General features: G+C 51.7%; 14 protein-coding genes. 5 read left to right on the forward strand and 9 right to left on the reverse strand.

Translation table 11 applies throughout. The features are described from left to right. Positions 1-182: 182 nt before the first annotated feature. Genes JUF10_RS04435 through JUF10_RS04445 form a run of 3 tightly spaced genes read right to left on the reverse strand, consistent with a single transcriptional unit; the run spans position 183 to position 2,741 of the window. Positions 183-971, reverse strand: a complete 789-nt coding sequence (locus tag JUF10_RS04435) for an ABC transporter permease (RefSeq protein WP_203641030.1) — start codon at positions 969-971, stop codon at positions 183-185. Between the two features lie 2 nt (positions 972-973). Then, entirely contained in the window at positions 974-1,756 is a 783-nt protein-coding gene (locus tag JUF10_RS04440; protein ID WP_203641031.1) for an ABC transporter permease, read from the reverse strand. Then, positions 1,749-2,741, reverse strand: a complete 993-nt coding sequence (locus JUF10_RS04445) for an ABC transporter ATP-binding protein (protein WP_203641032.1) — start codon at positions 2,739-2,741, stop codon at positions 1,749-1,751. The genes JUF10_RS04440 and JUF10_RS04445 overlap by 8 nt, the downstream gene beginning before the upstream one ends. A 686-nt stretch (positions 2,742-3,427) precedes the next feature. Here JUF10_RS04445 and JUF10_RS04450 point away from each other — a divergent pair. The 4 genes from JUF10_RS04450 to JUF10_RS04465 are packed head-to-tail and all read left to right on the forward strand — an operon-like array spanning position 3,428 to position 7,209. Further along, complete coding sequence (locus JUF10_RS04450; protein WP_203641033.1) at positions 3,428-4,540, forward strand: ABC transporter ATP-binding protein; 1,113 nt, start codon at positions 3,428-3,430, stop codon at positions 4,538-4,540. Beyond that, a complete protein-coding gene (locus JUF10_RS04455) occupies positions 4,518-5,342 on the forward strand; it encodes an ABC transporter permease (protein ID WP_203641034.1) in 825 nt (274 codons plus the stop codon). The genes JUF10_RS04450 and JUF10_RS04455 overlap by 23 nt, the downstream gene beginning before the upstream one ends. After that, positions 5,339-6,142, forward strand: coding sequence for an ABC transporter permease (locus JUF10_RS04460; RefSeq protein WP_203641035.1), 804 nt, complete (start codon positions 5,339-5,341; stop codon positions 6,140-6,142). The genes JUF10_RS04455 and JUF10_RS04460 overlap by 4 nt, the downstream gene beginning before the upstream one ends. Further along, entirely contained in the window at positions 6,139-7,209 is a 1,071-nt protein-coding gene (locus JUF10_RS04465; RefSeq protein WP_203641036.1) for an ABC transporter substrate-binding protein, read from the forward strand. The genes JUF10_RS04460 and JUF10_RS04465 overlap by 4 nt, the downstream gene beginning before the upstream one ends. 417 nt (positions 7,210-7,626) lie before the next feature. Here the strand turns inward: JUF10_RS04465 and pstB are convergent, their stop codons facing one another. The 4 genes from pstB to JUF10_RS04485 form a co-directional block, all read right to left on the reverse strand. After that, complete coding sequence (gene pstB, locus JUF10_RS04470) at positions 7,627-8,430, reverse strand: phosphate ABC transporter ATP-binding protein PstB (RefSeq protein ID WP_203641037.1); 804 nt, start codon at positions 8,428-8,430, stop codon at positions 7,627-7,629. Positions 8,431-8,442: 12 nt separating this feature from the next. Continuing rightward, positions 8,443-9,330, reverse strand: coding sequence for a phosphate ABC transporter permease PstA (pstA, locus tag JUF10_RS04475; RefSeq protein ID WP_203641038.1), 888 nt, complete (start codon positions 9,328-9,330; stop codon positions 8,443-8,445). Beyond that, positions 9,320-10,273 carry a phosphate ABC transporter permease subunit PstC gene (gene pstC / locus JUF10_RS04480; protein WP_203641039.1) on the reverse strand — a complete coding sequence of 318 codons (954 nt, stop codon included), beginning with the start codon at positions 10,271-10,273 and terminating at the stop codon, positions 9,320-9,322. Before pstC ends, pstA begins: the two co-directional genes overlap by 11 nt. 79 nt (positions 10,274-10,352) lie before the next feature. Further along, entirely contained in the window at positions 10,353-11,246 is an 894-nt protein-coding gene (locus tag JUF10_RS04485; RefSeq protein WP_203641040.1) for a phosphate ABC transporter substrate-binding protein PstS family protein, read from the reverse strand. A gap of 281 nt (positions 11,247-11,527) precedes the next feature. On the opposite strand from JUF10_RS04485, the gene JUF10_RS04490 reads away from it, so the two are divergent. After that, positions 11,528-11,878 carry a hypothetical protein gene (locus JUF10_RS04490; RefSeq protein WP_203641041.1) on the forward strand — a complete coding sequence of 117 codons (351 nt, stop codon included), beginning with the start codon at positions 11,528-11,530 and terminating at the stop codon, positions 11,876-11,878. 134 nt (positions 11,879-12,012) lie between these two features. On the opposite strand, the gene JUF10_RS04495 is transcribed toward JUF10_RS04490, so the two are convergent. Both JUF10_RS04495 and JUF10_RS04500 read right to left on the reverse strand, forming a co-directional pair. Next, on the reverse strand, positions 12,013-12,216 hold the full coding sequence (locus tag JUF10_RS04495; RefSeq protein ID WP_203641042.1) for a hypothetical protein: 204 nt from the start codon (positions 12,214-12,216) through the stop codon (positions 12,013-12,015). A 117-nt stretch (positions 12,217-12,333) separates the two neighbouring features. Next, positions 12,334-12,597 carry a PTS sugar transporter gene (locus JUF10_RS04500; protein ID WP_203641043.1) on the reverse strand — a complete coding sequence of 88 codons (264 nt, stop codon included), beginning with the start codon at positions 12,595-12,597 and terminating at the stop codon, positions 12,334-12,336. Positions 12,598-13,261 lie beyond the last annotated feature (664 nt).

The following is a 13,261-nucleotide window of genomic DNA, read 5'->3' on the forward strand; positions in this document are numbered from 1 at the left end:
GCTAATCCCCCACTTTCAGTACCGGTGTGTCAATCGTTGGTGCAGCCGGCAAGGCGTCAATAAAAGGAAATCACCGCACAATCCGATAAAACCTGCATCAGGACCGTAACCAAAGTCGTCTTGCCACCGCCAGTCACCCTACTCACAACAACTTTACTTTACTTTTCTTCATCTAATCACTCCTATCCTGCCGAACTCGTATAGTGCTTCAAACCGCGGCGCCACACAAATTGGTATGCCAGCCACAAGAACGCCGGCCCGGCCACTAGCACATAGATGACCTCTGGCCAATTGGTCGAGTGAAAGAGAAACACGTCCAGCGGATAAAAACCGTATAGTCCAAATGGTAGCAAGGTCAGCGCTCCCTTGATTGGATTCGGGTACAGCGTCAATGGATAGCGAGTCAGCTGCAAAATATCGTAGACAATATGCTGCAGCCCCGTCGTGGATTGAAACCAGAAGGCCGTCGAACAAATCGCGAGGTAAATGGCTTCCAACGCCATCTCCGCTGACACGGTTCCCAGAATCAGCAGGACCACGCTCCACCACGTCACCTGAACGTGTGCGTAGGCCACCGCGATTATAAATAGAATCAGCGAGAAGACCATTTCAAACACAGACTCCTCGTCCAGCTCGAAAATGATGAACTGGTACAGGTCACCCACCGGCCGCGTCAGGAAGATATCGAGTTGGCCATTGTTGATTAACGTTGGAATCTCCAGCGTATTGACGAAGAAAAATTCCCACGTCACAATCAAGAATAGCGCATACGTCGACAAGGCCAGAATGCTGGCCGGATTCCAGCCACCAATCGTGCCCGTTTGCCGGACGATCAACCACACCGTGAAAATCGTGGCCAGACTGTCGATCAGGTAGCCGAAACTGCTGGCTAACAGGTTGGCGCGGTACATTTGTAGCCGGCGAACGTCCATTTTGAAAAAAGCGCCGTATAGCCTTAGTAATTTTTTCATACCTAGCCTCCCGCCACGTCGATCTTCTGAATATTAATTCGGAAGAACCAGCCAATCACCGGTGCCAATACTAGCACCCAGCCCGCCTGAATCAACAGGTCCAGTGGGCGCACGCCATTAGTCGTCAGTCCGCGCAACGGCACGTATTGAATCGCGTAAAACGGCGTGACCGCCACGATGTGCTGCAGAATCTGCGGATAGATGTTGATCGGTAGAATCGTGCCGCCAAAGAAGGTCATGATTCCTTCATACAGCGAAATAAAGCCACCGATGTTCACCGTTTGAAAGGCAATGAGACCGACCAGAAAGCCCATCTGATAGGCAATTAAGTAGCCCAACGCCGCCGACAGTAGGACCGACAGTACAGCCACCGGTGAATTCAACATCAGCCGCACGTGAAATAACCACCCGTAGGCAATGCTCAGTGGCACCGCCGTCGTCAGAAATAAGAACAGGGTCGTTCCCAACTGCGTCCATAAATTCAACGAAAAAAATGACGTAGGACGTAGCAGTTGATACGAAATGGTCCCTTTGAGCACCTGATTACCGATGCGGTTCGCCACGGTCGTCGTGGGAATCAGCAAAGCATACGCCGTTGCCACAATCGCGTACGTCGAAATTTGCTCGACACTGCTGGCACTGGTATGCGCGACCGACCGCCAGATGAAGTACTGCACCATGGCGGCGAGAAAGGCCCCACCCACGGCCATCACCGTATTAAACCGGTAATAGGATTGCCGCTTGAACTGGGCGCGCAGGTACGCCGGCCCCAGAGACTTAGTCATGCCGCTCACCTCGAATCGCCAAAATTGTTTCCAGGTTGACCGGCAAGAATTGAACCCCGGTCACATCCGGCAGTTGACTGAGTTGCGTCAACATCTGCTGGTCGTTGACCTTGGTGGTATCCACCAGGAACTCCACGGACTCCTTATTGCGCCGAAAAATCGTCACGCCGGGTTGCAGGACTCGACTCGGATCGACGTGGCCGGCCGCCTGAATGTCCCGTAGCGTCCGGTACTGGCCGACGAAGTCCTGAACATCGCCGCGATAGGCAATCGTCCCGTGATTTAATAGGAGGAGCCGGTTAGCCACCTTTTCAATGTCTGCCATCTCGTGCGAGGTGAAGACGATAGTTGTGTGCTCGCGCTGATTAATTTCCAGCAAGAAGTCCAACACCCGTTTGCGCGTCGGCACATCCAATCCCAATGTTGGCTCATCCAAGAAGACCAACTCGGGATGATGTAAAAAGGTCGCCACAAACTCCCCCCGCATGCGCTGGCCCAGAGATAACTCGCGTACACTTTGATGGACAAAGCTGGTCATTTCCAGTCGCTCGATCATGGTCGTCAGCCACTGGTCCTCAGTTGGCCCCACGTTGCCATACATTTTCTGTAAGAATTTGAACGAGTCCATCAGCGGCAGTTCCCACCACAGTTGGGACTTCTGCCCCATCAACGCCGCGATTCGGGGCGCATTTTCCTTGCGGTGCGTAAAGGGATCGTGCCCTAACACCGTAATCGTTCCGGAGGTCGGCTTGAGAATGCCCAGCAAGGACTTGATGGTCGTTGACTTGCCGGCGCCATTTTCCCCAACGTACCCGAGAATATCACCCCGGGCGACTTGAAATGAAATTCCCTTTAACGCCGGAATCTGGCGGTAGTGGGGGTGAAGCATAGCAGTCAAGCTGTCGCGAAAAGTCGTCGTCTGATTTTCCTTCACCTGATATGTCATGGTTAACTCTGATACCTGAATCACGTGCTCTTCACCCATCGTTGTCGCCCTTCAATCTTGCTTGCATTAAAAATAGATAAAGTTCTAATTTGATTTTAATCTTACTGGGTTGGAGGTCAATAACTTTTTTAAAAATCGCTCCCTTTCGGCGTAGTTAATTTGCTAACCTTTCACAGTTAATTTCCTGCCTTAATCATCTACGCTGTTCGTCATCTTTTTTCATTTCCTTTTGCCGCTAAACCCGCTATAATCAATGGAGTTGCAACAAGTCCTGTTGCATTTCAAACTCGCGAAAATTGATGCCTAATTTTCGGCTTTTACGATGGGAAATACAGCTACGTTTTGGGTTGTAAAATATCCGTCTTGTCAATCGTCGACCGATACTCGTTGCAATTCAATGCGACCTGACAAAAATCAACCGTGCCAGCACTAGAAAAACAATGAACGTGCTGGTCACTATATGTAAAATTGCGAGCACAATCTTAGCCGGAGGCGGCCAGGGGTGTAGCCAGCCGTGTCGACAACGTTAGGCGGAGGGCCTTCCCGGCTTACATTGTGGGACGACCTGAAAGACGCACGAACTTCGCGGCTTTCAGGCGAGGTCACAGACCGCACCTCAGGCTGTGACCGTTCCCCATGGCCGGCGGAATCCCTGGCAGCCGCAGTGCGACCAGCCAAATCAATCCAATTTACAACTAAATTTATTATCCAGAGGAGGTAGCCTGATGACTCAACCTATCATCGCGCTTCACCACGTCACCAAACGTTATGGCGACGCGACCATTTTAAAGAATATTGACCTTACGCTAGAGTCCGGCAAATTTTACACGCTGCTCGGACCGTCAGGCTGCGGTAAAACGACCATTTTACGGACCATCGCTGGCTTTACCGATGCAACCACCGGCGATGTCCTGTTCGCCGGCAAGCGGATCAACGACGTTCCCGCCAACAAGCGCAACGTCAACACCGTCTTCCAAGACTACGCACTGTTCCCCCACCTGACCGTGGCGGAAAACGTGGCCTTTGGGCTGACGCTTAAAAAGACCCCGAAAAAGGAAATCTCCACCCGCGTTGCCAACGCCCTCAAGTTGGTTCAGCTCGCCGACTATGGCGACCGTGAGATCAGCGCACTGTCCGGGGGCCAACAACAACGGATCGCCATTGCCCGGGCCATCGTCATGCAGCCGAAAGTCTTGCTGCTCGACGAACCCCTGTCCGCCTTGGACGCTAAGCTGCGCCGCGAAATGCAGTACGAACTGCGCGACCTGCAGCAACGGCTCGGCATTACCTTTTTGTTCGTGACCCACGACCAGGAAGAAGCCCTGGCCATGAGCGATGAGATTTTCGTCATGAATCAGGGGGAAGTTCTCCAGAGTGGTACGCCCGTCGATATTTACGATGAGCCCATCAACCATTTTGTTGCCGACTTCATTGGGGAAAGCAATATTTTACCCGGTAAAATGCTCGATGACTTCCAAGTGGCCTTCGGCGGTCGCCAATTTGAATGCGCCGATGCCGGAATTCCCGCCAATGAAGCCGTTGAAATCGTGATTCGGCCCGAGGACCTGACGCTGACGGAACCCGCCAACGCCAAACTCGTTGTGACCATCGACACCCAATTGTTCCGTGGTGACTACTACGAAATCGCGGCGACCGACGACCTCGGCAACGACTGGCTGATTCATTCCGTCAACCCGGCCGAAGACGGTCAGAGTGTCGGCATTACTTTCCGGCCACAAGACCTCCACGTCATGCGTTTCGGCGAAAAAGAAGCCGAATTCGACGCCCGCCTAGAAACCTACGAGGGGGAGGAGGATGAGAGCAGTGACGAAACGTAGAACTTGGCTGTACTTCATCCCCTATGGCCTGTGGCTGGCGCTATTTGTCGTCGCCCCGGTCGCACTGATCATTTACCAATCGTTCTTTGACCTCGGCCACCACTTCACGCTGGGAAATTACAGCACTTATTTTCAATCCGCAACTTATCTTAAAATGACACTGAACTCCGTGTGGTACGCGTTTCTGATCACCCTGTTCACCGGGCTCATCAGCTATCCCACGGCCTATTTCTTACACCAGCTCAAGCATCGGCAATTCTGGTTACTACTCGTCATTTTGCCCACGTGGATCAACATTTTGCTCAAGGCCTACGCCTTCATCGGTATCTTCAGTCAGGCCGGCCTGGCCAATCAATTTTTGACCTTCATCGGCATTGGTCCGCAGCAGATTCTGTTCACCAACGCCAGCTTCATCTTCGTGGCAACCTACATTCAGATTCCCTTTATGATTTTGCCTATTTATAACTCGATCGACGATTTGAATCCGGCCTTCGTCAATGCCAGTCGTGACCTTGGTGCCAGCAATTGGCAAACGTTCCGGCGCGTCATTTTTCCCTTGACGCTTCCCGGGGTCAAGGCCGGCGTACAAGCCGTTTTCATCCCCTCGCTCTCCCTCTTCATGTTGACCCGTCTGATTGGCGGCAACAAGGTCATCACGCTGGGGACCGCGATTGAGGAACATTTCTTGACCACCATGAATTGGGGCATGGGCTCCACGATTGGGGTCATCCTAATCGTCGCGATGATCATCGTCATGACCTTGACCGGCGATAAAAAACCGAAGGGAGGCGCGCCACGATGAGTAAAAAATTAGCGAATGCCTACCTGATTTTGGTCTTTGCCGTGTTGTACGCCCCCATCGTCTTTCTGATCGTCTACTCCTTTAGCCAGGGCGAAACGATGACCAACTACCATGGCTTCACGTGGCGCCACTACCAAACGCTGTTCAGTGACGCGCGGATGCTGGCCATCGTTGCCAACACGCTGTTAGTCGCTCTGCTGTCATCGTTGATTGCGACCTTGATTGGCACGTGGGGCGCGCTAGGGATCAACCGAACGACCAAACGGGTGACGCGCGAATCCCTCCTGACGCTCAACAACGTGCTGATGGTCTCGCCCGACGTCATCATTGGGGCCAGCTTCCTGATTTTCTTCACGATGCTAAAGATTCCTTTGGGCTTTGGGTCGGTTCTGATGAGCCACATTGCCTTTGAGATTCCCATCGTGGTCCTGATGGTGCTCCCCCGACTCCGTGAAATGTCTTCTTCCATGCTGGACGCCGCGGAAGACCTGGGCGCAACGACCCGCCAACTTTTGACGCAGGTCATCGTCCCCTTCATTTCACCCGGCATCTTTGCCGGCTTCTTCATGGCGCTGACGTACTCGCTAGATGACTTTGCGGTCACCTTCTTCGTCACCGGGAACGGCTTTTCGACGCTGTCCGTGGAAATTTACTCCCGGGCCCGCCAAGGCATCAACCTGGAGATCAACGCGCTATCCGGCGTCATGTTCCTCTTCTCACTGTTACTGGTCGGCGGTTATTACTGGATTCAACAGGCCAGCCAGAAACGTAAGCACCGCAAGCGGGAGGTGGCCTCATGAAACGTTTACTCAGCTTAATCATCGGGTTACTCGCCGTCTGTGGACTCTTGGCCTACACCAGCCAGTCGCTGGAAAAATCCAGTGGGAGTACCGGTAGCAAAGTGCTTAACCTGTACAATTGGGGCGACTACATTGACCCCAACCTCCTGACCAAGTTTCAAAGGGAAACGGGTTACCACGTGAATGTCGAGACCTTTGACAGCAACGAAGCGATGTACACCAAGATCAATCAAGGTGGCACCCACTACGACTTGGCTGTGCCGAGCGAGTACATGGTGTCGAAGATGAAACGCGCGCACCTGTTACAGCCGCTGGACAAGAGCCGACTGACCGGCTGGGGCAACTTTGACCAGCAATTTCTGAACCAGTCGTTCGACCGCGGCAACCGCTACTCCATGCCTTATTTCTGGGGGACGCTGGGCATCGTGTACAACGACAAAATGGTCAAGGCCAGCGAGGTCCAACACTGGGACGACTTATGGTCACCGAAGTTCCGCGACAAGATCATGCTAATTGACTCGGCCAGAGACATCATGGGCATGTCGCTGGTCACGCTACACAAGTCGATGAACACGACCGACCCGCAGACGTTACTGGCCGCTGAAAAGCGTTTGAACACGCTGGCGCCCAATGTCAAAGCCGTGGTCGCCGATGAAATCAAGATGTACATGATTCAGGACGAAGCACCGTTGGCCGTGGACTGGTCCGGCGAGGCGGCCGAAATGCTGGCCGGCAATAGTCACCTCCACTACGTTGTGCCGCGTGAAGGCAGCAACCTGTGGTTCGACAACCTGGTCATCCCCAAGACGGCTCAGCACTACAACGCCATCTACGCCTTCCTGAACTTCATGAGCGAACCGAAAAACGCCGCCCAAAATGCGGAATACATCGGTTACGCCACACCGAACAAGAAGGCCAAGGCGTTGTTGCCAAAGTCGGTGCGCGATGATCAAGAATTCTATCCAGATCAAAAGACTGTCGACCACCTGCAGGTCTACCGCGACTTAGCACCAAATATCGTCGAACTCTACAACGACCGCTACTTGGAATTCAAGATGCACCATTAGGGTTAGCGCAAACTGGTTCGCCTGCGGCTGCCAGGAATTCCGCCTGCTGTGGGGACGCTTCAGCCTGGAAGATCACCAGGCTTCTCGCTCGCTTTTAAGCCGCAAAATACGCGTCTTAAAAGTCGCCCATTTTATTGGCTAGCTTCGCCAGCCAATAAAATTACCACGGCTGGCTACATTCCTGTCCTCCTCCGGCTCTGATTGTGCTCTGCTATGACACATGTTGAAGTCCGCTGATACCGCTTAACTGATGACCAACACTTGTCTCATTACAACTTAAATGGCACTGACATCATCTGATTTTCAGAGATTGTCAGTGCCATTTTTGGCATCTTCTAAGTTAATTAGCGTGGCTGTACGTAAAAAGGAGCCGAGCATGACGCCTCGACTCCCTCATGGTACTTGATTTTAAAACGACTACCCGAAGCTTCCGGAGATGTAATCTTGGGTTACCGGGATCTGCGGGTTACTGAACATCGTGGCGGTTGGCGTGTACTCCATCACGTGGCCAAGATGGAAGAACGCGCACTGACTGCTGACCCGCGCCGCTTGTTGCATGTTGTGGGTCACGATGATGATGGAATACTTCTTTTGTAATTCCAACAGCGTCTCTTCGACCTTCACCGTTGAAATTGGGTCTAACGCGCTACAAGGTTCGTCCAAAAGTAAAACGTCGGGTTCCATGGCAATCGAGCGGGCAATACATAACCGCTGTTGTTGGCCCCCAGATAATGCCAAGGCGCTCTTGTCCAAGCTATCCTTGACTTCGTCCCACAGAGCGGCCCCCTTCAAGCTCGTTTCGACCCGTCCTTCTAATTCTGCTTTACCCTTGAAACCGTTCGCCTTCAACGCGTACACGATGTTTTCGCGAATCGACTTGGCAAATGGGTTAGGTCGTTGAAAGACCATCCCGATGTGGCGCCGAATCTCGTAAATGTTCACGTTCGGTTCGTTGATGTCGACCCCGTGATACCAGATTTTTCCGGTCACGGTAGCAATGTTATCGTTCATTCGATTCAACGAACGCAGATAGGTCGACTTCCCGGAACCAGAAGCTCCGATCAACGCAGTAATCTGGTTCTTGGGAAAGCCCAAGTCGGCATCGTGCATCGCATGGTTCGCACCATAGAAGACCTGCAAGTTTTCCGTCCGCATCGCTAAGGACACGTTATCGGGGAAGGTCTGCACGGCAGTTTTTTCAAATGAATATTGTTTTAACATGGCAGTTCCTCCTTACTTGCTGGCTGTGACGCGCCGGTAGAGGAAGTTCCCCAATACCCGGGCACCTAGGTTGAACAGTAATACGGCAATGATCAACACGGCCGAAGCGGCAGCGGACAATTGTGCCGCATTGCTGGCCAGTCCTTCCGTGTTGACCTTCCAGATGTGAACGGCCAACGTTTCGGCGGGCCGGAATGGGTTCAGCGGACTCGCCGGATCCATCGGGTTCCAGTCCGAAAAGTTCGTGACGGGCGCACTTTGACCGGCCGTGTAGATTAAGGCAGCGGCTTCACCAAAGACCCGCCCAGCACTCAACACAATCCCGGTCACAATTCCTGGCAGAGCTACCGGCAAGATGATGCCGATTTCGGTCTTCCACTTGGACAAGCCCAGTGACAATCCAGCTTCCCGTTGGTTACGGGGAACGGCACTCAGTGATTCTTCAATGTTCCGCGTTAACAACGGTAAGTTGAAGAACGTCAGCGCAATGGCCCCGGAGATTACGGAGAAACCAATCTTGAACTTCACCACGAACAACAGGAAGCCAAACAACCCAACGACAACGGATGGCAGTGAGCTCAGAACTTCAATTGCAGAGCGAATCAAACTCGTCCGCCAGTTATCCTTTGCGTACTCCGCCAAATAGATGCCGGCACCCAAAGAAATTGGGATGGAAATCAACATTGTCAGGACCAATAGGTAAAAGGAGTTGAAGAGTTGCACGCCGATACCACCGGCACCACTAAAGGCATCGGTCGTTCCGGTTAAGAAGGACCAGCTCACGTGAGGCAATCCCGAAATTAAGATGTAGGCCAATAGGAAGGCCAGAATACCAACCACCGCGGCCACAATTAAATCAATGATGACCGTTGCGATAAAATCTGTACGTTTAGCGCCCATTCTTTAATTGCCCCCTCTTAGCGATGAATCGAACCAGTGCGTTGAAGAATAATGACATGAGTAACAGAATCAACGCTAAGGACCAGAGGGCGTTGTTAGGCAACGTCCCATCAATGGTATCCCCAATTCCAGTCGTTAACTGACTGGTCAGAGTTGAGGCTGGTGAAATCAGGTTTTTGGGCATGATAGCCGCGTTCCCAATGACCATTTGAACGGCCAAAGCTTCACCGAAAGCCCGCGCCATCCCGAAGATAACGGCGGTCAAAATTCCGGGGGTGGCGGAACGTAAGATCACCCGCGAAACAGTTTGCCAACGGGTCGCCCCTAAAGCTAATGACGCTTCCTTGTAGTGCCGCGGAACGGCACGTAAACTGTCGACCGTCATCGTGGTAATCGTCGGTAAGACCATGACGAAGAGCACGAAGGTCGCCGAAATAATCCCGAAACCGGAACCACCAACTAAATGCCGCATGAATGGCACAACGACGGCTAAACCGATGAATCCGTAAACGACGGAAGGAATTCCGACCAACAGCTCGATAACGGGTTGTAAGACTTTCCGGCCCTTGTTAGGTGAGATTTCCGTCATGAAGATGGCCGTCCCCACCGCAAACGGTGTCGCCACGATGGCCGCGGCAAAAGTCACGGCAAACGACCCAACGATCATTGGTAAGGCCCCGATGTTCCCCTGATCAGGTGCCCAGTTGGTCCCTGACAGGAACTTCCACAGACTCACATGGTTCTGCGTGAACGTGGCAATCCCCTTAGAGGTAATGAACCAAAGCATAGACGCGACCACCAAGATAATCACGCCGATACAGAGGTAGCTGATGCCGCGCCCAATCCAATCTTCACGGGTTGCGCGGGTTGCCCGATGCAGGCGGGCATCCCATTCGTGGGATTGGGCGTCTTGTTTTTTCAATTGAAAATTGGTTTGTTCCATAAGTTGACTCCCCCTTAAAAAAAGATGAAGGCGCTACGACCGCACCTCCACCCATGTGACAAACAACTGCTTTTAAAAATTAGTTTTGCGTAACGGCACCCTTAGCATCCTTGGATACTTTCATGTCGTGAATACTGATGTAACCCATGTCCTTAACCAAGCTATCTTGAACCGTCTTGGAGTCCATGTACTTCAGGAAGGCAGTCGTGGCCTTGTCAGGCGTGCCCTTAGTGTACATGTGTTCGTAAGACCAGATCTTCCACTTGTTGGTTTCAACGTTGTTGTCCGTTGGTGTAACACCATCAATGGAAACGGCTTGTAACTTGTTCGTGAAGTAGGAGAAGGCTAAGTAACTGACAGCACCTGGCGTTGAGCCAACGATCTTTTGAACGGCACCGTTAGAATCTTGTTCTTGAGACTTCACAGCGTCCGTGCCCTTAAGAACGGCGTTTTCAAACGTTGCTCGAGTCCCACTACCTTGGGCCCGGTTGATGATGACGATCTTTTGGTCCTTACCACCGACTTCTTTCCAGTTAGTGATCTTACCCGTAAAGATTTGCTTCAATTGCGCCATCTTCAGGTTCTTGATACCGGTATCCTTGTTGACAACTGGGGCCATCCCCACAACGGCAACCTTGTGGTCCGTTAATTTGTCAGCCTTGATTCCGTCTTTTTCTTCAGCGAAAATGTCAGAGTCCCCGATAGAAACGGCACCGGCTTGAACTTGGCTCAACCCAGTCCCGGAACCGCCACCTTGAACCGTCAGAGTCACCTTGCTGTTCTTAGCGGTGAAGTTGGCGCCGGCCTTTGCTGCCAATGGTTGTAAGGCAGTTGAGCCAACCGCTGTCACCTTGCCGGATAGTGCTTCGCTGCTACTGCCCTTGCTACTGGATGAGCTCGTGGCCTTGCCACAACCCACTAATAGTAAACTAATTGCTACAATCCCCATTGCTAACTTTGATCCCTTATTCATCTCTGTCACTCCATGTCTTTTTTTAAGTATAGTAGAACCACCACTTCGTAAGCTAAGCATCTTCGTGGTGCCTCCCCTTAACTTACAACCTTGATTCTAAGCGATGAATATATATTCTTCGTCGCATTCGTGTAAATTTTCGGTAAATGTTGCCGGATTTCTGATTTATTTTTGATATTTCTGATAATTAACCCCCAAACACGATTGTTCCAACAACTATGGGGGATTAATTGCGTCTTACCCGGTAAATGACTAGAATTAGAATTGAGAGGTGACCAGAAGTGGCAAATAAAAATGAACGCGCTGAACGGCACGCTATTATCGTTGATATGAATGACTTTCTGATGGATTATGCAGCTGAAAAATTGGGGAAGCAACCCGATTTGGCCCAGAAGGTTGCAGCGGCAGCCAAGGCCGATTTGACCGGCTTGGATCAATTATTTAAGGACGACGGTGTTGGTCGCCGGACCAAGTATCTCGACTTAGCCGCGGGCTTTTTACGCGATGAAGCGGATGCCGACGAGGATGACCAAAAACACGACTTCACGGCCGCCAGCGAAACGTTGGGCAATGAAGCCATTGCCTACCTGGCCAACCACGCGCAGGACTTCGACCGTTGGGAAGAAGCCTAGCGTCAATCTAATTAAAATCAAAATAAATACGAGAGAAAATTTCCAATCGCCATCGCGGTGACCCGAAATTTTCTCTCGTATTTTTAGCTGAGGGCCAACATAACTTGCTGTGTTAAAATGACCCCCACTTGTCGTTACTGCCACTGCCACAAATCGGCCTTCATATTCGTTGCAATGATCTGCGCCAACAGGTCGATAAATTGGTCCGGCATGTACTTGGTCGTATCCAGGCTCGTGGCCTTGCCGTTGACCTTAGTAATAACCAGTCCCTCGTGTTCCAACGTCAGGCCGTACTTGGGGGCAATCTGACATAGCCGTGTGATTTTTGCTTCGTCCAAATGTGGTGACTCCCTTCACGCAATCTAAATTGAGCTTAGCGAATCCCCTGCCACTCGTCAAGCGCCACCAACTAAAAAAGAGTTAGGTCTCGGCCTAGCCCTCTAACGTAATCTCTTTTAATAGCAAAATTGATCCTTTGCCAACTGTTGATGAATCGCGGCTGCTAATTGCGCTTCGTCCGGACCATCCGCAACCACTTGAATGAATTTTCCGCCATACTTTGATAGCTGGGCCACTTCATGTTGGAGTTGCGGGTTGAGTTCGACGTCGCGAACCTTGATGGTTGCCGTGCCCGTGTAGCGTGAACAGATTTGCTTCAGGGCGACTGCTTCGTCAACTGGGGGCGTTACTTCATATAAAGGAAAGCCAATTGTTTTCATCGTGATCACCTCTAGCTCTATTGTAAGCGATTACATAGTTGGTGCCAAGACTTTTATAAAAAAATCACAATAAATAATTCGAGCCGAACGCGCGTTCAAACTTCGCCCAATCTATGGTATGATACCGGTTGTGTGAAACAAACCAGATTGAACTTTGCCCCTCGTCTTCGGCTGGCAGACATTCCACCCCGTGGGGCAGACCTGAAGCCTGAGAAACGGTCTTCAGGGCGACTTTGAGCCTCACAAACCGAGTCTCAAAGCTCGGCCCGTAGTCTAAGGCCGAGAACCCCACTCGGTCTAAGACTACCGACACGGGGTTCCATGTCCGCCAGCCTCGACTGCAACATCCGATTTTAGTTTCACCTGCTATTTCTCCATCTATGCAATCGAGAAATAGTATCATCTCCTGACTACCTACCACAAGACATGGACCACCCCATTACATAATTGACATCATCGCTACCGCAACATTTATTGTAGCAGCACACAATCAATAGCCGGAGGCGGCCAGGGATGGAGCCAGTCGTGGAGGTGGTGTTAACTGGTGATTTTTGCCAGTTTACACCACGGGCGACTTTTAAGATACGTGATTTTCGTAGCTTAAAAGCGAGCGAGAGGACCGCTTCTCAGTCCGAAGCGTCCCCACAGCAGGCGGAATCCCTGG

It is taken from the genome of Levilactobacillus andaensis (assembly GCF_016861695.1).
GTDB classification, from domain to species: domain Bacteria; phylum Bacillota; class Bacilli; order Lactobacillales; family Lactobacillaceae; genus Levilactobacillus; species Levilactobacillus andaensis.